We start from the raw sequence: 23,332 nt of genomic DNA on the forward strand, positions 1-23,332 counted from the left end.
CTCTTTTACTCCGGCTTTATTACCTGTTTCCGATCTCCCCCATGGAGATGGAAAGCTCATCCCTGTTTTCGATCCTGTCTATCCTGCCATCTTCGATCCACACCACACGGTCGGAGACATTGAGCATTTTAAAGTCATGGGTGGCTGAAATCACCGTCACCCGCTTTTCAACGCTGAGCATCTTTAAAAGATCAATAATCTCAGCCCCGGTTTTAAGGTCAAGGTTTCCCGTGGGCTCGTCGGCAAGGATGATGGCCGGATCATTGGCAAGGGCCCTGGCCACAGCCACCCGCTGCTGCTGACCGCCTGAAAGCTCAAAGGGTTTGTGGTTAAACCGCTCCTTTAACCCCACAAGATCCAGGAGCGCCATGCCCTTGTCCGTGGCATCCGTGGCACTGACTCCGGCAAAAACCATGGGCAGGGTCACGTTTTCAAGGGCCGTCATCACCTGGATAATGTTAAAGGTCTGAAAGATATAACCTATTTTCCGGCACCGAAGCCAGGCAAGCTCATAGGCATCAAGCTGGGCAATGTCCACCTCGTCGATGTAAACGGCACCAGACGAAGGTTTATCAAGCCCGCCGATCATATTGAAAAGGGTGCTCTTGCCCGACCCGGAAGGCCCCATGATCGAAATGTACTCCCCGGCACGGATGGAAAGATCAATCCCCTTGAGAACGGGCACCACGGTCCTGCCCATGGTGAACGCCTTGGTGACCTGGGTTACCCGGACAATCCAGTTTGTCTCTTCCATCTTTAATCCCCCCTTGTTTTCAACCATGCCCCATACCCACAGAAACAACCTGGCCTGGCACGCCAGGTTCAGGCCCTGGTCCTCATGGCCTCCACCGGCTGCATTCTTGCTGCCACAAGGGCAGGATATAGGACACCTAAAATGCTCAACAAAGACCCCAGCCCCATTGCCGATCCCAGGGTAAAGACCACGTCTGACCAGGAAATAATGACAAAGACATGGGTACCAAAGGTTAACGCCGAGGTCAAAAGTGCCACAGATATTCCCAGAAAAGCCCCGGCCCCAGCACCGATAAAGCCCTGGATGGTTGCCTCGATCAAAAAAAGCCTCAGGATAAACCGGTCCAGGGCACCCAGACACTTCATGGTGCCGATCTCCCTGAATCGCTCGGTCACAGCCATGAGCTGGGTATTGACAATGCCCACCACACACACCAGCAGAGAAAGGGAAAGTATCCAGCGCTGCTTTGGATTATTTCCCGGATCATCCACGTCATACCCCTGTTGAACCAGCTTTTCCACGGCAAGGGAATCCTGGGACAGGATAATCCCCTGGGCCACCACAACATTTGTTTTCACATAGCTGTAAAATGAAATGGCAAGCACCAGGCTCAGCAGTGTGATGAACGAGCGGAAAAATCTGGCTCGTATGCTCTTGACAGCAATCTCCACGGATTTAAAAAAGGGCAGTGTCACCTGCCGCCCAGACCTTGAAACCCTGCGCTCTTGTCGTCTGTTCCAGGAGAATAATACCATACTATGCCCCTTCCGGGGGAGAAGGACACTCCAGGGCGTCTGTCTCCTTGGATTTATTCCCATTTTTTTTGTTCCTGAAGGTTGATATCCGGGAACAGATCCTGTCAATGCCTGTGAGGGAAAAATCCGCCATGGCCCTGCGAAAGCATCCAGAATGGGAAAGCATGGCCAGAATTTTCTCCCGCATAAGATCGGGGCTCACCATGGCCCAGGAAATATAATCAAGCAGCCCCTTTTTTTCCATGGCCATGGCCCGGATGAGTTGTTCCTTGCGGGGGTCCTCCCTGGGAATAACAAGGGAGGGGATCTTAAGGGAAAGGATTTCGCACACGGTGTTGTACCCCCCCATGCACACCACAAGATCAGAGGCTGCAAACAGCTGTTCCATGTGGATAAAAAACTGATACACCAGAATCCCAAGGGCCCTTGCCCGTTCATGAACAACGGCATTTTCATCATCGGAAAGAAACGGCCCTGTGATGAGAACGGTCTTGAAGGGAAAAGGGTCAGACGATGCTGCCATGATTTCCAGCATGGTGAGATAGGCGTTGAGCACCCAGAAACCGTCCCCTCCCCCCCCGGTGGTCACCGTCACCAGGCGCTCTTTTGGGTCAAGGGCAAGCTGTTTCTGGATATCCTCCACCTCAAAGGGCGGAGGCACCTTTCTTGGGATATATCCGGTAAAATAAAGTTTACTGGAAATGGTTTCGGGAATGGCGTACTCAACAACAGGATCATAAAGGGCCTTGTCCCCGTAAACCCATACCTCAGTATAGAGTCGTTCAACGTTTTCATACACCCCTTTTCCCTGCCAGTTCTGCCTTACCGTATCGGCATCATCCATCACATCCCTCAGGCCCAGGACCGTGCAGCAGCCTTTAAGATCCGTGTTGATCCACTCCAGGGTAGGCAGCACTTCGCGTTTCAGCCCCAGGGGTTCCTTGTCAACAATGAAAAGGTCCGGCCGAAAGGTCTGTGCAGTTGCCAGTACAATGCTCTTTCTTATCTCCAGGGCCTGGACTGGATCAATCCGGATGGAAAGGGGGAAGTAGTCCTCATTGGAACGCTTGATCATTCCCGGGATACGCACATAGTCAACGCCCATGGGGAACCTGAACCGGCCCGCCATGGGAGACCCTGTCAAGATGAGGATATTGGTATCCTCAGAGCTTAAATGTTCAGCAATGGCCATGGTGCGTCGGATATGGCCGAGCCCATATGTGTCATGGGAATACATGAGAATATTAAAGGTGAACTTCTCGTCCATGGGCAGTCTCCTGACTATAATGAATTTTTTCCTGCGTAAAAGGTAAAGAACTGTTCCATGATGTGATCCACGGTTTCCTTGCTCACATGGAAATTTTCCTTGCCATCGGCAAAGGGATTCTTTCCCATGATCACCGAATGAAGGATTGCCATCTCATAGGCCGGAAAATACGACACATTGTCGTGGTCAGACGCAAATACGTCAGCCACAGCCCTCAAGGTGGATTTGGAATTACAGCTGGCTGAAATCACATCAAGGTCAGTTCTGAAGGTTGCCCACAGCTGGACGGGAGAAACGGTGATGAGGATCTTGCATTCGGGATTGTGAAGGTGGAGAAGGGTGTGAATCCGTTCAAGATTTTCAAGATTCTCCAGGTAGCGGGTCACCCGGAACCGATAGCGATCCATGTCTCCCCCCTCGTTGACATAGGGACCTGCTGGCACACAGATAACGGTCTGGTCCTCCTGGTCCTCCCAGACCTCAGTCATTCCCAGGGTAAGAATAATCACCCGGGCTTTAGTAAGGGCCTTTCTTGAAAAAGAAATATGCTGCTTAAAATCTTTACGCGCCTGTTTAAGATTGTCATAGAGGACGACCCGGCGAAAGGGGTCCTGGACGGTCTGTGTTTCAGGAGATATCCACCACCGAATGATGGGGTCAAACGATCCAAAGGTGTATTCAAAAATCTGCCGCATGGAAAAGATGCTGTAGGTCCTCTCCCAGGCGGCACTGGCATGGACCGAGGCGGGGTGGTCACGCTCTTCCTGGATATAGTTATATCCTTTTTTTATGAGCCGCTTGCGGATCTCCCGGGCAAAACAGGACCCCATGGAGGCGATGGGTGTTGTGTTATCAATGGCAAAATCCGACCTTTCGGGAAAGGGATAATATTCACTTATGGGAGGATTGTCATAGGATCCCGGCCACACCTGCCAGGTGCTGAAACGATGAATGGGGTACATCTGGGAACGGGCCAACCAGGGTTCTCCTTATCAAAAATATAAATATACCAGTCTGTAGCCAAAATCTCTCCATGGGATACCCCCGGCCCTCTGTCCGCATATTTTCCGGGTTAGTCTGTAAATAATAGAATATCCCAGGTCAAAAGATCAACAAAAATTTACCCCGGACCAAAAGTTAAGCAACCCATGGAAACGTTTTTATCCTGCTATAAACGCCCTTTTTTTTTATATAACCCACATGTCCTGCGGACACAACGAAGCATGAAACTCGACAATAGTAGGCAGGCGGGAACGGGTGTTGCCCTGAACGGATTAAATGGCAACGGTGGACATGAGGTCCAAGGAGTTGCCATTTCCCTCGGAGCAGGCCATGGACGGCCTGCGAGAATGAGAGAAGGGCAACACCCGTTTCCGCCTGCCGGTCGAAGCGAGTTACATATAAACCCACATGTCCTGACGGACACAACGAAGCATGAAATACGATGATACAGAGCAGGCGATAGTACCATTCCGCCCCCTTTGGTTACCCTGACCGGAACGGTAAACGTCGGGGGGATTTCTGCCCTTCCAGACTAAAGCGCAGGAACTGCGGGCTAAAGTCCTCAAACAGCCTGCGCTTCTTAACGCCTGGAAGGGCAAAAATCCTATCCCCTTTGGTTTACAATGTTCCGATCAGGGAAACCAAAGAGGGCTCGAAAGTCGAGACTTTCACAATGATGTTTCGACATGAGTTTCTTATAAAAACCGGCACGGCCGGAGCAAGGGATCTGCTCCGGCCGTGCCGGTTATTGGGAAAATTTCAACGGCCCGGGGCCATAGGGTCTTTTTTCCAAATTTTCAGACCAGTTTTTTTCCAGCCCCAGGTCCGGGAGACACCCCATAAATCCCGTCCACATGGATGATAACCGCACCCTTGGATTTCAGGGGGAACCCGGCTTTAGCACTGCGTTCTTCCATCCAGCGCGCCGTATCCTCAAACCGCTTGCCAGTGGTTTCAACGATGGCGGTTCCCTTGATCTGGTAGCCCTCATGGCCTTCCCACCAGGTGACAGCAACCTTGGGATTGGCCATGAGGTTTTCCAGGGTTTTGTTGAAAAACTGATCTGAAATAAGGATCGTCTCGTCGTCAATAATCTTTTTAGCGCCAATGGGCACGGCATTAGGCGTTCCATCCACAGTTGCCGTTGCAAGAATGGCAGTGGGAACCTTTTCAAAAAGGGCTTTTATTCGATTTGTCATCTTAGCCATATCCATCTCCTTTGAATTTAATTTTGGCGGTATTGCGGGTCAACCATTTGACCCCCATGGACTATGCCCCCAACAGAAAAAAATGTCAAATCACACGAAGTTTTATATGAAACACCCCCCAAACTATTGTCAATGACGGTTTTTCAAAATTTGTTGAGGCCGGAGCCATATCGCGCTCCGGCCGTGCCGGTTATAGCAAACGGGAACGTCGGTAATTTATGTCTCAAGTTGTTTTCTCGTTGGGATATGGGTAATAGCTGCGAATTTATTCTTTTCTGCATCTCCAGCATACCCCCTATAGCCTTTCCAGGGGAGCAAGCCGTTCTTTAACGGTAACGCAACCCAACGTTAAGTAACGCTTTAAATACATGCAAATCAAATCAGGTGACCCGATGATAACTAATATAATCAAAATTATTTCAGATAGTTAAAAAAAATAAAGGCAAATTCAAAGAAACTGGCCCTTCCCTTGCTAATGTATATGTAACCAAGGGTATCCATACCAGTTAAAGGGACTGGCATGCATCTGTTTCAACCCCAACACCGTTACGGAGGAAAAGATGAGCAAAATTGAGAGAATCACCCACAAATCATTTATGTACACCCCGGCAATCATCGTGCTGCTGGCTGCAATCCTGGCTTTCAGCCCTTTAAACGCAACTGCCATGACCTTTGATGCTGGAGAAATGGGAAAGATGGAGGTGAGTGGCGCCATCAAGGCCAGCTTTGGCGCAACCCAGTACCTGGATTTTGTGGACAACAATTCCAAGGGAGACGATGCAGATTTTGACGCAACAAGGGAATTAAATCTCAGGGTCGACTGGATTTTAAACGATAACCTGAAAGGTGTTGTAAGCTTTCAGATAGGAGAAGGATCCACGGGCGGATATTTTGGATCAACCGATGCCGCAGTGGGGGGGGAGGAAGACGGCGATTTAATCCTGGAACTTGACAAGCTATATATTGATTACACAACAAATGGCGGCGTGAACTTTAAATTAGGCTCCCAGAGCTTTAACCTCCATGAAATTGCCTATGGTTCGAACATTTTCTATGAAACCCCACCCGGCGTTACCATGATGGCACCGTTGTCCGAAACCGTCTCCCTGGAGGTAGGCTGGTTCAGGATGGCGGATCTCATGGATGATTCGGAAAGCGAAACCGACGACCAGGCCGATTTTATTTTTGCCAAAATGCCCCTTTCCATGGGTACCGTCAAGGTGACCCCCTGGGCAGCCTATGCCAACATCCAGGAAGATGTAATTGACACTGACGAGGATAATAATTACTACAAATACGCCTATTTTGACTATCCCGGTCTGCTCACAGGCGCCAACAGCGCCATCACCAATGCCAATCCCACAGACAATGTAAACGCATATTACCTGGGTGCCTCCATTCAATTCTCCCCCAACAAAAATCTTGCCGTCAGTGCAAGCGCAACCTATGGCGACATGGACTGGCAAACAGCCACTGTGGATGCAAGCATCTCCGGTTTTTTCACCGACCTTGTGGTTGACTACAAAATGGCGTCCATGACCCCTGAATTTTTTGTACTTTATGGCAACGGTCCAGATGCCGATGATTCAGACATCGACATGATGCCCGTCCTCATTGGTGGACCAACCTACACCTCCTCCTACTTTGGCGGCAGCCGTTTCAACGACAACATGTTTGACTCCTATGATTCAACCTATGCCACATCCATGTGGGCCGTAGGTTTCAAGCTCAAAGACATTAGAACTGGGGAAAGACTCACCCATGAATTCCAGATCATGTATGCAGAGGGTACTGCCGATGACTCGATTTTTCAATCACCAGATGACATTCTCCTGAACGAGGACGAAAGCCTTGTGGAGGTCAACTTCAATTCAGAATTCCAGGTGATGAAGCACCTTGTTTTTGCAACTGAACTGGGCTATATAACCTTTGACGAAGACAGCGACTATAATGAGGAGATCAACGGCGATGTGGAAGATTTCTGGAAAATCGCCTGTTCCATTGAGTTAAGCTTCTAGATAGACCCGGACCATGGCTGTCGTTTTTTTATATTGAATCCTTGTTACCATGGTACAGTCATGGCATAAAGAGTATAGATTGGTGCTGGCCGGAACCCAACCGGCCGGCACCCTTATAACAATAGACAGCAACCGGGACTTCCTCCATGGAGAGAAAAAAAACCCTGTATTTCTGGGTACTGAAACGGCACAGACTGTGGCAGGCAGCAACCCTTGTGCTGATCCTGTTGAGCATATCCCTGCAAATCCTTCCCCTTGAGTTACAGAAACGCATCGTCAATATCGCCATCAAATCAGGAAACGTTCCCCTGTTGATCCAGTACTCCCTTGGGTTCCTGGTTTCATTCATCGGTTTTGGCTGCCTGAAATTTATCATCAATATGATGCAGGCCCAGCTGGGACAGATCATCCTTTATGAAATTCGAAGTGAACTCTACGGCCATCTCCTGCAATTGCCCCTTCATTTTTTTCGAAACCATCCCCCTGGAACCATCATCAACGCCCTGGCCGGAGAGCTTTCAAGCGTTGGCCATTTCATCGGCACTGCATTGACGGTTCCCATCTCCCTGGGATTGACCCTGCTCAGTTTTGGTGCCTATATGGTATACTTGAATCCCCTTCTCGGGGCCATCAGCCTGTTGCTCTTTCCCATTGAACTGATTTTAATTCCCTATCTTCAGAAACGTTACAACCTTCACAACCGGAATCGAATCGAAACCCTGCGCAGGATCAGTAACAAAATAGACGAATCCGTCTCCGGAATCATCGAGATTCAGGGGAATGCCCTTTTCCCGAGGGAGCAAAAAAACTTTGACCTTTTTTCATCCTCCCTTGTGGCGACCATGAAGCAGCTTTTTCTCATCAAATACGCCATTAAGATGATCAACAACCTGTTTCAGAATGCAGGACCGTTTCTGCTCTTCATCCTTGGCGGCTACCTGACCATCCAGGGAGATTTTTCCCTGGGCGCTCTGATCGCCTGCCTCTCAGCCTATGGGAAAGTTTATGATCCCTGGAAGGAGATGATCGAATTCTATCAGGCCCACCAGGACGCCGTGGTGCGCTACAACCGGGTCATGGAAACCTTTAACCTTGAACCTGAGTTTTCAATGTCACCCACGGACCGCAGCATTTTTACCCTAAGGGGCCATATCAACGTCAGACATCTCAACTACTCCACCGCCAACCATATCAAGCTGCTCCATGATATCTCCTTTGACCTGCAATCCGGGGAACACATGGCCATTGTCGGATTTTCCGGCAGTGGTAAAAGCACCCTTGCCATGATTCTGGGTCAACTTTACACCTACCAGCAGGGGGAAGTCCTGTTCGACGACCACCACCAGAAACGGCTCACCAAAAAGGACATCAGCTGCAACATGGGCTATGTTGCCCAGCACCCCTACCTTTTTGACACCAGTGTGGGGGAAAACATCATGCTGGGTATCCCTGAAGATTGTCCCAGACTGGCCCAGGATGCCCCCGGGGCAAAAGCGCTTCTCAATGCAGTTGGGTTAACGGACGACATTCTCAAGTTTGCCCTTGAAAACAAGCTTCAACCTTCCAGGGAAGCACTCTTTGCTGAAAAGATCATTAACTTCCGCTGGACCCTGAGGCAAACCCTTGGCACTGACCTTTACGAAAGGATCGAACTCTTTGATGCAACAAAGTTTCTCAACCACACGGACATCTATGAGAACCTGGTATTCAGTGATAAATTTCATAGAACCCTTGCCCGGGAAACCATTGCTGAGAACAGGCAATTTCGTACCTTCCTGGACACCTTTGGGCTGGATGACGACCTTGTCTGCCTGGGCTACAAAATTGCCGAGCAATCGGCTTTTCTGTTAAAAAACCTTGCGGATGACCCGGCCTTTTTCAAATCAACCCCCATGGACATCAAAGACATGGCACGCTACGAAGCCCTTGTGGAACGTTACCCACAATGCCGACCCAAAGAGATGCACCCACGGGACAAGACCCTTTTTTTCTCCCTGGCCCTGACCTATGTACCAGCCAGGCACAAGGTGGCATCCGTGTCCAGACAGATGCAGGACACCATCGTGGCCTTTCGTAAAGCTTTTCTGGATGATTTCATCAAGGTCGATTTTAATCAATGCACCCGCACCATGGGCGATCTGCTGTCTGGAAATCCCATGAAAAAGGATCAGCTACTCCTTAGGAAAGAAAACACCGTGTTTTGCCCCGGAGAATACCTCTCGTCCAAGTCAGTTCTTGAAAACCTGCTGTTCGGGTGTGTCAAAACAGAATACACCTCATCCTCTCCCCGAATCCGGGAACAGGTCATCAAGGTATTGGAGAACGATCAGGAAATGTGTGACCAACTGATCAGCACAGGCCTTGATTTCAGGGTAGGGAGCAAGGGTGATCGCCTGTCCGGCGGTCAAAAGCAAAAAATCGCCCTTGCCAGGGCCCTTGGGAAACAACCGCCGCTACTCATCCTTGACGAGGCAACGGCAAGCCTTGACAATATGTCCCAGAAACAGGTGCAGGCCTATATAACGAATCACCTAAAGGGGCTCTCCACGGTTATTTCGGTCATCCACAGAACAGACCTGCTACCTTTTTATGATAAAATCCTTGTTTTAAAGGATGGAAAACTGTTAGAAATGGGCAAGTACCAGGATCTGATAGATAAAAAGGAAATCTTTTATGAACTTGTGCAGGGCAGATGAGACCATGGAGAGACAGAGTCAAAAAAGCATTATTGAACAGAACCTGGACATCCTCAGGGGAATACCGGCATTTCATCAGCTTGATTACGACATCCTCAGCCTGTTTGCCCTGGTGGCAGACAGAAGAAAATATACCCAGGGGGAAACCATTTTTTCCAGGGGAGATCTTCTCTACACGGCATTTATAATCATCCAGGGAGAGGTGGAGCTATTTCTCGGCACCCAGGACGAAAAAAACAGCCTTGAACGCCTGGGACCGGGCAACTTCTTCGGCTACATGGCCCTTTTGGCAGAAATTCAGTTCAATGTGGGAGCCTGTGCCCTTTGCGATTGCGAACTGCTGACCCTGGACAGGGACAATTTCCGCAAGGTGATGGTCCGATATCCTGAAAGCTGCATAGTCATCGTTGAGAAATTGATCCAGGCGCGCATGAAAAGAATGGATTTTCACATGGACCTTCTGCTGAAGACCTGATCCACAGCAAGACCTTTAAAGGCGAAACCACAGGTCAATCCAAACGGATGGGCAGATGTCAAACCTTTAAAACACACCTCAAACCGCTTGATACCCTGTGGCTCGAAATATCTTTTTACCCCGTTGCCTGCCAGGAAAAAAATATCTGCCTGGCATTCATGCTATTGTTTATACCCGATCATCCTGAGAAAGCCTTTTCTTTTTTCAATATCTGCCTCGGTTTCGATCCCCTTTGAGGCAAACCCGTCAATCACCCCCAGGATTCCCCGGCCCAAATCGGTCTGGGCCAGGATAACTTCCACGGGATTGGCCGTTGCGCAATGGATTCTGGCAACTTCAGGCACATTTTTTATGGTGTTTAAAATATTAATGGGAAACATATCTTTCATGAAAATAATGAAAGAATGACCGGCAGAAAGTGCATAGGCATTTTTTTTGGCCAATTCAATCATTTCTTGATCGGTTCCACTGTGGCGGACCAGGCATTCCATGGATGCTTCACAGAATGCCACCCCGAATTTCGCATTAGGAACGGTACATACAATGGCCTCGTGGATATCTTCCACTGTTTTAATAAAATGGGAATGACCGAGAATAAAATTCAGCTCATCCGGGTTTTCAATGGTTATCGTTTTTAATTCCATTTTAGCCTCCACATATTTAGTTGATTAAAGGGGATGCATTCACAGATTTCAATATAATGATATTTGTCCGGAAAAACAACCTCAAGCCCTGACTGTTTGACTAATGAACATCAAAGTCCCTCACCACGGTCCCCCATTTTGTTGTACCTGAGGGACGGTCCCGATGACAGCCAGGGAATTTTTCCTCAAGGTGTTGATGATGAACATGGCGGCAAAAATGCCTGTAACCAGGAAAATGCCTGCCCCGGCAATAAGGGTAGACGATAGCCCGAACCGATCGGCGCACCAGCCCAGAAAAGGCCCCAGGATAACAAAGGCGAGCCGGATGATGAGGCTCCTGATGGAGAGTACTGTGGCCCGGATTTCCGACGGGGTGATCTCGTTGATGTGGTTTTTCAGAACCGGTGTTGCAATTCCCCGGATGGTATAGAAGACAAAGAGGAAAAACAGTGCGCCCAGGGTGTTAAACAGGCCCAGGCAGAGATAGCCTGAGGCAATGCCGATGGCGATGAACAGGATGGTTTTTTCCCGGCCAAGCCGTCGTTCAATTTTATAGGCATGCATGGATGTGACACCGGCTGTCAGGTTCAACAGGGGAATAAAGATGCCGTAAAGGGCCAGGGGCAACGCCAGGAAAACAAAGTAGGGCTGAACAAACCAGGCCATGGTCAATGTAGCCGTGCCGATGACCGATGAATAGACGATGGTTGCCTGCAGCCCCTGGTGCTCGAACAACGCATATTTCACGATTCTGAGAATTTGTTTAAAACTGGTGGTACCGGTCATCTCCCGGCGCGTTGGTTCAAACAGGGTCAGCGCTGCCGGGATGGCTGAAAATGCCACTGCCGCCTGGAAAAAAAATGTGGTACGAAGGCTGATGGCAGCAATGAGAACCCCCAGGGGGGCGGCAATGGCCTCGGCAAAGTTGCCGGCAGAGATCAAGCGTCCCTCAATTTTAAGGTATTCGTTTTCGTTGTTTGCCGCCTGGAGGGTGTCATAGAGCAGGGCGGAGTCGGATCCAGAGATGAAACTCTGGCCGATGCCCAGGATGATCTCACAGGCCAAAAAACCCCAAAATTCCGTGGAGACACTGTAGAGGGCAAATCCTGCAAAACCCAGGACGCTTCCCAGCACCAGGGAGCGTTTTCTTCCCCAGATATCCCCGAAATAACCGGAAGGTATTTCCAGGCAGACAATCGCTGCCGAATAGACAGCCTTGAGTACAAAGAGGTCATGGGTGGCAAGACCGTTCTCCCGGTAAAACAGGAACAAGATGGGCATGGTCAGCATCAACCACTTGGAGAGCTTGATGATGTAGAGCCGGAGAATGTTTGACCTAACGGTTTGATGCATCGGTTTTCCCGCTGGTAAAAAGGCCATAACATAGCAGCTTTAAGTTGTCAGGTCTACACCCTTGACAGGTTTTATGCCCGACAACTAAAAGATATATGGCCATGGGAAAGGGCTGAAAAGGCAAGCAATCTCGTTCAAGTTATGAAATTGCGGTCCTAGTACTGAAATACGGCACTGCCCCAGGAAAATCCGATGCCTGCGGTGAGCATTACAATTATATCTCCTTTTTTAATCTTTTTTTCTTTTTTTGCCATATGAAGGTTCAGGAAAATATCCTGTCCACCAAAATGTCCAAATCTTTGTAAATAGCCTGCAGACGATTTCTCAACAGGAATTCCAAGTTTGTTCATAATAATTTCCTGCACTTTAAGATTATTGTTCACCATATCAAAATAAGAGACATCCGAAGGCTCAAGACTGCATTTCTTTAAAGCACCTTTCACAGCATTTATAAGATCAGGTACATAGATATCCTTAAATTCATGCCTTGCCCTGTCCAGATCGAGACATACATAGGTATGCATATCTTTACTTTCAAGGGTTTCCCTGGAAGCAGGATGACGCAATGCGCCTGCCTGAACACACCATAGATCGTAGAATTCTCCCTTAGTGATAATTTCTGTACTTAAAGGTGAAAAGTCACCATGACCTTTGCTGAAAATTGCTGCGCCTCCTCCGTCACCAAAGAAAACTGAATCAGCAGAGTGAAATCGTGTAAACTGGCTCCATTTGTCTCCAGTGACAAGCATTACATTGTTTATGCCTTCACCAAGGGAAATATAACCCTTGGCTAATTGTATGGCGGTTAGCATACCGCAGCATCCCTGGGAGATATCAAAGGCAAACGCATTTTTTGCACCAATTGCATGCTGAATTTTGCCGGCTGTATGGGGTAGAATGTAGTCTGGAACACCTGCACCGCAATAGATGATCGTATCAATATCAAGGGGATCAACATCTCCATTTTCCAAAGCATCTAAAGCTGCCTTTATTGCCATGTCTGAAGGATATTCATCGGCATTGGCTTCACGCACTGTTTCAGCACCCAGGGCATCAACTACAAATTCAGGAATCCCGCTTTGTTTTGCCAGTTCTTTTATGGATACCTTTTTTTCAGGCATATAAAAACCCATACCTTTAATGCCGCAAACTTTGTTTTTCAACATAAACTGTTCCCCTTTTTATTTTCCAATAAATGTTGGTTTTCTTTTGGAGAAAAATGCTTCAATGCCTTCTTTTTTATCTTCAGTGTAGTGGTTGACGCTGGCGGAAAGGATTTCCATCAGTGCAGAGTTATCAACATGGGGAGCGGATGCACTGTACAATGCATCTTTGACAAGACTCATCGCAATGGGCGGGTTATTGACTAATCGATTTGCAAGTGCCTCTGTCCTGTCAGCAAGCGCTTCATTTGAAACCACAAAATTTACAAGATTGCAGTCACCAGCCTCTTCACCATCCATGAGATCGCCCAAAAGACACATCTCTACTGCTCTGCCAAAACCAACAAGGCGTGGAAGACGATATGTTGCTCCACCAGCTGCAACCAGTCCAAGTTTTATCTCAGGAAGACCCAGTTTAGCATTTTTTGCAGCTATTCTGAAGGTACAGGCAAGTGCAAGCTCAAGCCCGCCGGAGACTGCACTGCCATCAATCATGGCTATGGTAGGCTGGGGCATCATTTCAATGGTTTTAAGCATACGGTTAAAATCTTTCAAAAAGACACGGGAGTTTAAAGGATTATATGAAGAGCCTTTTACGTCCACACCTGCACAAAAGGTGTTCCCTTGTCCCCTGATTATAATAGCTCTAACTTCTTTATCTTCACCTAGGATTTTAAATTTTTGTTCCAGCTCTGTTATCATTAACGGGGTGAGTGCATTTAGCTGTTTCGGGCGATTTATGGTAATTGTGGTAATGTGATTACTCGTTTTTTCTAAAAGTGTCTCTTCCATGATTTTAAATTTCCTTTAGGCCCATGATCAAAATATATGCGTTTTTTTGAGCTCCTTACCCTGCACGATACGTTCAATCCAAAATATCACTCAATACTCTGCTCGGAATTTAGGATGGGCATTTCCTTTTTGTCAAGAAAATTCACATCGTACGCAAACCACCTTCCCTGCCCCGGGCAAAATCCAGGAGGCTCCAGAAGAGTGGCCCCCTCCTTTATTTCACAACCCTAGGGATTATGATCGGAATAAAATATTCCAAAACATGGCTCTTTTGATTTTAAACCTTCCAAATGCTACATACAATGTACTACACTAAGCAATGGACTCAAGAATCACTTCAACAACCACTGAGCTAAAGCCCCCGGAGGTTTCATGCCGATGAGAACATAGACTAAAAAGCGATGTCAACTGTAGCATGAATAACATTTGCAAAAACATTGCTTCGGGGATGTACAGTATATAGGAGGATACGCCATGAATAATCAATTACACAAAGACCAGGCATCAGTATTCGCTTTTTTTGCAACCATTCTCAGGGATGAGCCAACTTTTGCGTGTGTCAGCGCCCTTAAATCATCACCTTTACGGGAACATTCCACCAAAAATATAGGCAAGAAAGAGCGGTCCGCCATGGAAGCATCGGCCGGTCGTTTCAACGCTTATCTCCAGAGCATGCCCACCAAAGACCTGCACCAACAACTCCGCTACGAATATGCGGACCTGTTCCTCAATGCCGGTCCCAATCCTGTGTTTCCCTATGCCTCGGTCCATGTTTCCCGAACGCCGGTGGTTCAGCAGAAGCCCCTTTTTGATCTGCGTAGGACACTGCGAAGTCTGGATCTCCATACCGATCCTGCATTTAAGGATCTGGATGACCATATCAGCGTGGAACTTGAGGTGTGTGCGTTTTTGCTGGGACAGGACAACACGGAACGCTATGCAAGGTTTTTTACTCAAACCCTCATGGAATGGGCCCTTACCTTCTGCGACCAATTGCACGATGCGGCAATGTCGCCCTTCTATAAAGAAATAGCCCTTATGTGCCGTGCATTTCTGGAGTCTTGCAGCAAGACACTTGAAACATCCGATATAGATACCTTCGGGAATGCAAACACACCCTGGCATCAATTTTTTGAAACCTTTCGCCTGATCCTTTTTGAACCTGCCCCGTCATTGCTTGTTCCCGGTGCAGTTCCAGAAGGTTTGGAGCAGGAAATCCCTACCCATTGTTATACCTGCGGTGCCTTGTGCGGCATGACAGCCAAGGTCAAGGACGGAATCCTGGTCAAGGTGGCCGGACTCAAAGGTGACCCGAAGGGGCAGGGCCGCCTCTGCCCCAAGGGTGCGGCATCTCCCAAACATGTGAACAGTGCCTACCGGCTCAAGACCCCTCTCATTCGTGAAAACGGCCGTTTTCGCAAGGCTGGCTGGGACGAGGCATTGGACCTTATCGCTTCGCGCATGGCGGACATTCCCCAGGGCAAACTGGCCTACTTCCGGGGCAATGACTTTACCAACTTTGTGCACGAAGCTTTTTTCGAACATCTGGGCTGCCCCAAAGGGACCCACCGGACCATGTGCGACAACGCCAATCGCATGGCCAACGAGCACAACCTCAACGACAAACGCCCCTGGATCAATTACGAAGAGGCGGACTATGTGATCATGTTCGGCAACAACGATCTGATCACCTCCTACGGCCAACGCAAATCAGCAGCACTGAAAAAGGCTATGGACAGGGGCACCCGGGTGGTGGTTTTTGACCCCCGGAAATCGGAAACTGCGGCCAAGGCCACGGACTGGATCTCCCTTACGCCTGGCACGGATGGAGCTGCCGCCATGGCCCTGGCCCATGTGATAATCACAGAAGAGTTGTACGACAAGGAATTTGTTCAAGAATGGACCACAGGTTTTGAACCCTTCAAGGCCAGGATTCTGGGAGAGGAAGACGGGATTGCCCGAACGCCTGCATGGGCAGAAAAGATATGCGGCGTACCAGCCACGACCCTGGAGCGCATCGCCCGGGAATTTGCCCAGGCCAAAGCCAAGGGCGTCATTTCCTGGGCTGGGCTGGCCCAAAGCCCCAACAGCCATTGGGCCACGGCTGCCATCCAGGCTCTCAACGGTCTCTGCGGAACCTTTGATGCTCCGGGCGGCCCCTCACTGCCTTGGAAAAGGAAACTGGGCTCAGCCTGGCGGGACGGCCAGCAGAAGCCGGAGAAAAAGCCAGCCCCCAAAATGGACACCTATCTGCTCTGGTCCGGCTGGTCCCCGGCCAAATTCGAGGACCAGGTTGCCGACGGCCGGATCAAGGGGCTGATAACCTACTGGGCCGATCCTGTGCTCACCTGGGGTAATACCGCCTCTATAATCAGGGGCATTGATCAGCTTGATCTATGCGTCACCATCGACGCATTCATGTGCAATACAGCCCTTCACAGTGATGTTGTTCTGCCCGATTCCACGTGGCTGGAACAGAGCCAGGTCAAACCGGACTGGCTGTATGACGCCTTTTTGAGTTATTTTGCCCAGGTGGTTCCCCCCATGTACAACTCCCGCCCCATGTACCGCATTGTCCAGGGACTGGCCGAACGTATGGGAGTCAAGGACGCTGTACCCTGGAACACCATGGACGAAGCCTTTGAAAACCAGATGCGTGACCTGCCATGGCATTTTCAGGAACTCAAGGAAAAAGGATATATTGTCACTGACCCTGCCAGATACTACAAATACAGAGAATGGGGCAGCATCAATCCCCCGGCGGGGTATGGCAGTTCAGGCACAAGCCCCACGGGCAAGTACAACTTCCTGAATGTCGTCAGCCAGGAGAAAGGGGTTGATCCCCTCCCCGACTATAAAGAAATTGAAGAAAAGTTCAAGCCGGATAATGAGTTCCCCTTTATTTTCGGAAACTATAGAATCTTTCAGCATGAACATTGCTCAACTTTCAACAATTACCAGCTGATGAAGCTCAGGCGAACCAATACCCTGATCATCAACGATCAGGATGCGGCTGCACTGGGCATTACACCCGGTGACACGGTCTTGCTGGAATCGCCCTGGGGCAGCACCACCATCAAAGCCGAGCCCACCCCGGATATCAGACCGGGGGTACTTGGCGCGGCCGGGGGGTACGGCCATGAGCGTGGCCTTGAAGGCGACCCCAAATTCCCGGATTTCGGAGGCGTCAATGTGCCCGGCGCCCTGATGCCTCCCAATGTGACCGAACCCACCGGCGGAACACCGCTTTTGAAATACATCAAGACACGGGTAAAAAAAGCAGGATAGAACCTAAAAGGTGCAAGCGCCCTTTGGCCGGATATGCAAGGCACAAAAAACGCTGAAACCGGAACGTACTATAGTACGTGAGGTTCCAGCGTTTTGCAGCAACGCCGCAGATGGGTGAGTTTTCGTTCAAACACGATTTACATGACGCTCAAACCACCTTCCCTGCCCTGGGCAAAATCCAGGAGCACTCCAAAGGGGTGGGCACCCACCAGACGCTTGTTGTGGGCAATGAAGGTGGGTGCGGACATGATTCCAAACCCATGGGCCCGGTCCAGGTCACTGTCCACATGTTGGCGGTATGTCCGTGTATTGAGCACATTCCGGGCCTCATCTTCGGGCAGATCCAGGTCCCGGACAATATCGAGCAGCACATCGGTCCGGGCCAGATTTTTGCCGTCCACAAAATAGGCGGCAAAGGCCGCTTGCTCAAACGCTTTTCCTGCACCATGGGCTTCATGGGCCCAGGCCCTCAGCTCCTGGGCCATGCGGGTATTATAGATCATGGGACTACCCACAAAGGGCAGGCCGCACTCATCTGCCCTGCGTTTGAATTTTCCAAGCATCCCGGCAATATCCACATGGGGATCTCCGATAAATTCCTCAAGGGTCATCCCCGTGTCAAGGATCTCTTCGTGCAGGGGGAAAGCCCGCCAGACAACCGCTATGCCATAATCCTGATACAATCGCTCAATACGCCCGGTACTGAGATAACACCATGGTCAGGTAAAGTCTGAAAACACTTCCAGTTGATGCAATGAACTCATGTGATGTATCCTATAATCACCCGTCAATCTAAACGGATGGGCAGATTCGGCTGGCTTGCAAACAAGGCTGTCAGACCTTTAAAATCCGCCTCAAACCGCTTGATATCCTGTGGATCAAAATATCTTCCCACCCCGCTGCTTGTCAGGGGAACAATATCCGTCTGCCACTCATATCCCCTGGATTCAAACAGGGTTTTTAATTGCCCGTTGAGTTGCCCTGTGGCATTCGAACAACCAGAATTTTCAAGAAACCATTTTCTCGGTGAGAATTGGTCTGCCCGCTCAACAGTCCGGGCGATTGCCCCTGGAAGTTCCCTGTCCGTTGCAAGCACTCCGGTCAACGAATTAATGATCGACTGATCCATACCGGCCGTGGATGTGGACATGACACAGGGAAGATCTGCCCTTAAATACTCATACACCGCACGGCATCCGTTTTCCATGAGGGAAAGATGAACCCCGACCCGGCACTGGACCAGGTGGGCGTCAACCTGTTTTCGAGGCAGGTTGGCAAGAACAGTGGCCCTGGAGGAAAGCCCCCTTCGATCAATCTCCCCTTTGAAACCGGCGACATTTTCCGTCGTCCCCCTTCCCATGAACAGCACCTGAAAGGTTTTCAAACATGGGTCAAGCATCAGATCAAGCATCAATTCATGGCGTTTTCTCTCTCTTTCGTCAAAGGTATTGTTAAAAACAAGGTCAAACCGTTTCTTTGCCAGCATGGGCATTTGAGTTTCTGCATCAAGGTAGTCGCCATGGGCAAGCCGGGTGGTAACGGTATTGGGCTGCCCCAGGACAAAGGCCCGGTCCTCATGGGAGGAGAGACCGAACAGTACAGGGTCTTTCAGCCTTGAATAGAGACGCAGCCAGGTGTGGCGAAAGGTGACGCCTGCGGCAGGTTCCACATACAGAAAATAGGCCTCACCAACGGCCTGGAGCAGGGCCGGCACCGGAAAAAAAAGATAGGGGATTGAAAAAATTCTCAACACCCCCTTTTCCCGGGGAAGCCTGGGTGATTTAAGCACCTGGCAGAAATTCCTCAGTCTGAACCGCTTGTATTGTTTCTTTTCAATCTTTCTCTGGATCACACGCTGCTCATTTTCCAGAAACGAGTGTATTTCAGGCAGGTTTCCACAATCGACAGCCATTTTTTCAAGCCATGACCATTGACCTGGAAAGGGTAACAGGGCCAGAAAAAGCTTTGCCTGCAACCCCACAAATTCCTGGTCTTGTCGGGCAAGCCCCTCAAACAGAGCAAGACGATCCCTTAAAATCGCGTAGGCCCAGTCAATGCCCCTTAATTGTTCAAGTTCAGGCCGATGCCAGAAGAGCAGCTCGTCAAGGGCTTTTACCAGACTGGACCTGAGGTCGGCGTACCAGGCCGGATCCCTGGATAAAAAAAGTTTACCGGAATCTGCAAGGGCTGCAAACCCTTCGAGCAGTTCAATGGAAACCATTTGTCCATTCTTCTCCATTTCCACGTCAAGCCCCCATGGCTGCCAGGGTAGCAAATGTTACCCCTTTGATTTTGGGCTGGGCAGCCACTGCCTTTAACAGACTTTCAAGAAAAATAAAGGAAGGCTCATCCATGCGCCTATGGTGGAGCATGACCCCGCAGACCCCTGTGGCCATACCCTGGGAGAGCTCGTTAAAAAAAGCGTCCCACCCAAGCGCAGCAGATTTTTCTTTCCGGGTGTGAAGATCCACATGGACAGAATATTCCTTGAGCATTTCAGGCGGCCCGGGACGGCTGCCGGCGCTTCTGGAGATACCATCAAACCCCAGGCTCACCAGGCAATCCATGGTCTCCCGGGTGCACCGGTTCCAGGGTGGGGTGAAGAATCGGTCAAAACGACGATTTAAAAGATCCTCCAGCCGCTGTTTGCCCCTTTCAAGATCCCTGGTGACAGTCGATGCAGGCCGACCTGGGCCAAACTCCTGCTTTTTTCCCTGGGTTTCGTGGTTGCAGTGCCGCCACCCGTGCTGATGCCAGCACAAGAGCTTCCCCCCTTTTTCAGCAAAGGGCTCCAGGGTTTCCCATCGTTGACGGGTCAGCCAGGTGGGCACCACGGCAAGGCAAAGGGGAAGCCTGTACCCAAGAAAGAGGTTCACCATCCGGGTAAAATTGTGCCCCGGCACCCCGATGTCATCGGCCCTGAAAAAGACACTCACCTCTTTTTTCCCCTCCACCCCCCGGGCCAGGGTTTGTTCAAGGCGCTGCTGGATCAACGCCGGCACACGGTCCTGGATGGCATCATAAATCCGATTCATGGTCTCTCCTTTTGTTCAATCCATTTGCCCACTGCTTGAGCCCCCCCAAGGTCCAGGGGCTGGACAATTTTATTTTTCCCGGCAACCAGGCGTTCCTGGATCATGCCGGCCAGGACCTTTGGCTCAAGGTGCGCTTGTTCAAGCATTGTCATGTCTGCAAAATCAGCCAGCATCCCTGCCCGGGTCCGCTGTTCCCGGTTCTGGTCAAAGGGCCAGACAAGGGCTGTGACACCTGCGGCCACAAGATTCATGCAGGTGTTGTACCCGGCCATGCTGATGGACAAATCCGCAGCTGCCAGAAGGGTGATGAAATCTGCCCAAAAGGGTTCCACCCGAACACCCTCCCCTGCCAGGGAATGGATTGCATCAACCGCCTCTTCGTCCATGTAGGGACCGGTCAGAACCATCATCTTTACCCTGTCACGGTTCACAAGGTGCCTGTGGGCAAGGAGTGCAGCCTTTAAAAGAGGTGCCCCCACGGTTCCGCCGCCGGCACTCACAACCACAAGCGACTGACCCGATGTAATCCCCAGGGCCTTTCTAACCCCGGCCACTGCTGAAGGATCAGGCAGGGGGGTCACAAAACCGGTATAAACAATTGGAATTCGAACCTCAGCCATCCTTGAAAAGCTTGAATCAAGCCGGATCAACTTTGGGTCCGAATGGATCAATACCCCGTCAAAATATTGGTTCAGGGTATTCACCACCCGGGTTTCGTAGGCTGTGACATCGTTTTTTTCCACAAGAATATCCCTGATGCTGCAAACCACCCGGCATTGAATGCCCTTGTCCTGCCGGATAAGGGACAAAACCGGATCCAGCTCAAAGCGAAAGGCTTTTCTGCCAAAGGGATAGAGTTCCACCAGAAAAAAATCCGGACGCTCGTCAAAAAAGAGCTGTTCCAGAATCTGTTGGCGCTCGTGTTTAACCGCCTCAACGGTTCTTGCCGGATCAACGCTGTAGAGCCCGTTAAAATGGTCATCCATCATCAACCCGGGTAGATTTACCTGGCGCACATGGGCGGGAACCGGACAAGGCAGGGCAGCCCCGCCTGTGACAAGGACAATATCATGGGCATTCAGCGCCTTGACAATCTCAAGCGTCCTGAAAAAATGTCCCACTCCCAGCACATGCTGGCAATAGACGATGATCTTCATTGCGCCTCCTGGTTCAGGTTTATTAGGTTCAAACGTTCAAGGACCATTGTCTGATCCCATGCGAACCGATGCAGATGGCCGTCCTTGATCACTCGCTCCTCCCCCGGCAAAAAACCTCTTCCAAGGGCATGGTAGGCAAGGGACTTGATAACACCATTGTGGGTTACAATAAGGAGATTCAGTCCGTTATATCGCTGTGCAGCCGCTCCAAGGGCCCCAAGGGCCCGCTTGAGCACCCCATGCCTTGTTTCTCCTTCCGGGGGACAAAAATCCCAGCCCAGCCCCTCCTGGTGTTCCACAGTTCCAGGAGAGGTCTGCCTTATCTGGTTGATGGTTTTACCTTCCCAGAGTCCAAAGGACTGTTCCTTGAGGTTTTCGTCCATAACCACCGATAGGCCCAAGCCCTGTCCAATAATTTCCGCCGTCTGTCTTGCCCGGGCCATGGGACTTGAAACAATCAGGTCCAGTGAAAGATCTCCAAGGGCAGGGCACCATGAGGCCACCTGGCGGCGTCCCTGGGCAGACAGGGGAACGTCCGTCCGTCCCTGGATTCGCTGCTCAAGGTTCCACTGGGTTTTACCATGGCGGATCAGGTTAAAACAAATCATTAAACGCCACCCGCTTTAACAGGGTTTCAAGCAAAAGATAGTTACGGCCAAGGTCATGGCGTTGCCGGATGTAGGCGGCCCCGGCCCTGCCCATGCCGGGTCCTAGGTCAGGATCCTGGATCAGCCGGGTCAAAGCCCGGGCAAAGGCTGCCTGGTGGAACATGGGGACCAGCAGACCCGTGGTGCCATTGTCCACCACCTCGGGAATGCCACCATTGTCAAAGGCAACCACGGGCAGAGAGCACGATTGGGCCTCGAGAAAAACCATGCCCAGGGACTCCCGGATCCCGGGAAAGGCAAAAAGGTCTCCCGCACTGTAGAACCCGGCCATCTCCTGCCTTGGAATTTTCCCCACAAACCGACAATGCCCCGGGATGCATTGCTCCGCAATGGCCTTGAGCTTTTTTTCCATGGGGCCGCTGCCCGCTATAACCAGGAGAAAGGGCACCTTTTGTGCCACAAGTATTGAACAGCAACGAATCAGCCAGGCCAGCCCCTGGCTCTTGACATCATCGCGGAACATGGCTGCCGTGAGGATAACCGGCACCCCGGACACCTGCCATTGAGCCCTGAGAGCCCTGCCCTTTGACCGGTTTCGCCCAAAGGCTTCAGGATAAATCCCCGGAGGAATGTGGGCGAGCCGTTCGTGCGGGACAATCCGTTTCAGATTCTCAAAATCCTCGAGCTTGTTGGTAATCACCTGGTCGGCCCGCAAAAGGGCTTCCCGGTTCAAAAAAAAGCCAGGCAGGGTCTTGATTTTCTTTTTCCGCTTTGTCGAATAGATTCCCTGGAAAATAACATACCTGATGCCAAGGCATTTGCACACCCAGGGCCCCAGGATATCCGGGGCCTTGTAGTAGGTATGATAGGTCAGCCACAGGTCGGGTGGAGAAACGCTAAGGTGTCTCATTGACCTTAAAAAATCCCGGATCAACCCGGGCCAGAGCCAGGGCCGATAATAGATCCACCGGGCCCTTACCCGGCTCTGGACACTTATTTCATGGCCCCTACGTTCAAGGAATTCAACGATTCCCTGGGCAATGGCAAGATCTCCCGACGGGGTTCCATGGCCAAGGGGTTTAAACGGGGCATAAAAGGCAATTTTCATCCCCAGTGC

At 50.4% G+C, this 23,332-nt stretch carries 19 protein-coding genes and 1 pseudogene; 5 read left to right on the forward strand and 15 right to left on the reverse strand.

What is annotated here, in order from left to right:
• Nucleotides 1-19: 19 nt before the first annotated feature.
• The 4 genes from HRM2_RS20470 to HRM2_RS20485 all read right to left on the reverse strand — a co-directional run bounded on the left by HRM2_RS20470 (nucleotide 20) and on the right by HRM2_RS20485 (nucleotide 3,753).
• Complete coding sequence (locus tag HRM2_RS20470; RefSeq protein ID WP_041274195.1) at nucleotides 20-754, reverse strand: ABC transporter ATP-binding protein; 735 nt, start codon at nucleotides 752-754, stop codon at nucleotides 20-22.
• A 68-nt stretch (nucleotides 755-822) separates the two neighbouring features.
• A complete protein-coding gene (locus tag HRM2_RS20475) occupies nucleotides 823-1,509 on the reverse strand; it encodes an ABC transporter permease (protein WP_148214680.1) in 687 nt (228 codons plus the stop codon).
• 1 nt (nucleotide 1,510) lies between these two features.
• Nucleotides 1,511-2,776, reverse strand: coding sequence for a glycosyltransferase family protein (locus HRM2_RS20480; RefSeq protein ID WP_015905943.1), 1,266 nt, complete (start codon nucleotides 2,774-2,776; stop codon nucleotides 1,511-1,513).
• Between the two features lie 14 nt (nucleotides 2,777-2,790).
• Nucleotides 2,791-3,753, reverse strand: coding sequence for a GSCFA domain-containing protein (locus HRM2_RS20485; protein ID WP_015905944.1), 963 nt, complete (start codon nucleotides 3,751-3,753; stop codon nucleotides 2,791-2,793).
• Between the two features lie 246 nt (nucleotides 3,754-3,999).
• Here HRM2_RS20485 and HRM2_RS27840 point away from each other — a divergent pair, with 246 nt between their 5' ends.
• Nucleotides 4,000-4,224: a hypothetical protein gene (locus HRM2_RS27840; RefSeq protein WP_232364090.1), complete on the forward strand. Its 225-nt coding sequence runs from the start codon at nucleotides 4,000-4,002 to the stop codon at nucleotides 4,222-4,224.
• Between the two features lie 351 nt (nucleotides 4,225-4,575).
• Here the strand turns inward: HRM2_RS27840 and HRM2_RS20490 are convergent, their stop codons facing one another.
• Nucleotides 4,576-4,986 (reverse strand): pyridoxamine 5'-phosphate oxidase family protein, encoded by a 411-nt coding sequence (locus HRM2_RS20490; RefSeq protein ID WP_015905945.1) that lies wholly within the window; start codon nucleotides 4,984-4,986, stop codon nucleotides 4,576-4,578.
• Nucleotides 4,987-5,546: 560 nt separating this feature from the next.
• Between HRM2_RS20490 and HRM2_RS20495 the strand changes: the two genes are divergently transcribed.
• The 3 genes from HRM2_RS20495 (at nucleotide 5,547) to HRM2_RS20505 (ending at nucleotide 10,175) form a co-directional block, all read left to right on the forward strand.
• Nucleotides 5,547-7,004 (forward strand): outer membrane homotrimeric porin, encoded by a 1,458-nt coding sequence (locus HRM2_RS20495; protein WP_015905947.1) that lies wholly within the window; start codon nucleotides 5,547-5,549, stop codon nucleotides 7,002-7,004.
• A gap of 146 nt (nucleotides 7,005-7,150) precedes the next feature.
• A complete protein-coding gene (locus HRM2_RS20500) occupies nucleotides 7,151-9,700 on the forward strand; it encodes an ATP-binding cassette domain-containing protein (RefSeq protein ID WP_015905948.1) in 2,550 nt (849 codons plus the stop codon).
• The gene (locus HRM2_RS20505) at nucleotides 9,678-10,175 is read left to right on the forward strand and encodes a cyclic nucleotide-binding domain-containing protein (RefSeq protein WP_015905949.1); all 498 of its coding nucleotides are present in this window, start codon (nucleotides 9,678-9,680) and stop codon (nucleotides 10,173-10,175) included. The genes HRM2_RS20500 and HRM2_RS20505 overlap by 23 nt, the downstream gene beginning before the upstream one ends.
• Before the next feature lie 161 nt (nucleotides 10,176-10,336).
• On the opposite strand, the gene HRM2_RS20510 is transcribed toward HRM2_RS20505, so the two are convergent.
• The 4 genes from HRM2_RS20510 to HRM2_RS20525 form a co-directional block, all read right to left on the reverse strand.
• Nucleotides 10,337-10,819, reverse strand: a complete 483-nt coding sequence (locus HRM2_RS20510) for an adenosine-specific kinase (protein WP_015905950.1) — start codon at nucleotides 10,817-10,819, stop codon at nucleotides 10,337-10,339.
• 120 nt (nucleotides 10,820-10,939) lie between these two features.
• Nucleotides 10,940-12,172: an MFS transporter gene (locus HRM2_RS20515; protein WP_015905951.1), complete on the reverse strand. Its 1,233-nt coding sequence runs from the start codon at nucleotides 12,170-12,172 to the stop codon at nucleotides 10,940-10,942.
• 155 nt (nucleotides 12,173-12,327) lie between these two features.
• Nucleotides 12,328-13,338: a 3-oxoacyl-ACP synthase III family protein gene (locus tag HRM2_RS20520; protein WP_015905952.1), complete on the reverse strand. Its 1,011-nt coding sequence runs from the start codon at nucleotides 13,336-13,338 to the stop codon at nucleotides 12,328-12,330.
• Nucleotides 13,339-13,353: 15 nt separating this feature from the next.
• Nucleotides 13,354-14,127: an enoyl-CoA hydratase/isomerase family protein gene (locus tag HRM2_RS20525; RefSeq protein ID WP_015905953.1), complete on the reverse strand. Its 774-nt coding sequence runs from the start codon at nucleotides 14,125-14,127 to the stop codon at nucleotides 13,354-13,356.
• Between the two features lie 474 nt (nucleotides 14,128-14,601).
• On the opposite strand from HRM2_RS20525, the gene HRM2_RS20530 reads away from it, so the two are divergent.
• Nucleotides 14,602-17,415, forward strand: a complete 2,814-nt coding sequence (locus HRM2_RS20530) for a molybdopterin-dependent oxidoreductase (protein WP_015905954.1) — start codon at nucleotides 14,602-14,604, stop codon at nucleotides 17,413-17,415.
• A 137-nt stretch (nucleotides 17,416-17,552) separates the two neighbouring features.
• On the opposite strand, the pseudogene HRM2_RS25580 reads toward HRM2_RS20530, so the two are convergent.
• The 6 genes and pseudogenes from HRM2_RS25580 to HRM2_RS20560 all read right to left on the reverse strand — a co-directional run.
• A pseudogene (locus HRM2_RS25580) lies at nucleotides 17,553-18,122 on the reverse strand (DsbA family oxidoreductase); the annotation flags it as partial.
• 80 nt (nucleotides 18,123-18,202) lie between these two features.
• Nucleotides 18,203-19,690, reverse strand: a complete 1,488-nt coding sequence (locus HRM2_RS20540; RefSeq protein ID WP_148214681.1) for a glycosyltransferase — start codon at nucleotides 19,688-19,690, stop codon at nucleotides 18,203-18,205.
• Entirely contained in the window at nucleotides 19,662-20,450 is a 789-nt protein-coding gene (locus tag HRM2_RS20545) for a polysaccharide deacetylase family protein (protein ID WP_015905957.1), read from the reverse strand. Before HRM2_RS20545 ends, HRM2_RS20540 begins: the two co-directional genes overlap by 29 nt.
• Entirely contained in the window at nucleotides 20,447-21,607 is a 1,161-nt protein-coding gene (locus tag HRM2_RS20550) for a glycosyltransferase family protein (RefSeq protein WP_015905958.1), read from the reverse strand. Before HRM2_RS20550 ends, HRM2_RS20545 begins: the two co-directional genes overlap by 4 nt.
• Nucleotides 21,604-22,215 (reverse strand): histidine phosphatase family protein, encoded by a 612-nt coding sequence (locus HRM2_RS20555; RefSeq protein WP_015905959.1) that lies wholly within the window; start codon nucleotides 22,213-22,215, stop codon nucleotides 21,604-21,606. The genes HRM2_RS20550 and HRM2_RS20555 overlap by 4 nt, the downstream gene beginning before the upstream one ends.
• A complete protein-coding gene (locus HRM2_RS20560) occupies nucleotides 22,202-23,323 on the reverse strand; it encodes a glycosyltransferase family 4 protein (protein ID WP_015905960.1) in 1,122 nt (373 codons plus the stop codon). Before HRM2_RS20560 ends, HRM2_RS20555 begins: the two co-directional genes overlap by 14 nt.
• Between the last annotated feature and the right edge of the window lie 9 nt (nucleotides 23,324-23,332).

Source organism: Desulforapulum autotrophicum HRM2 (assembly GCF_000020365.1).
Classification (GTDB): Bacteria; Desulfobacterota; Desulfobacteria; order Desulfobacterales; family Desulfobacteraceae; genus Desulforapulum; species Desulforapulum autotrophicum.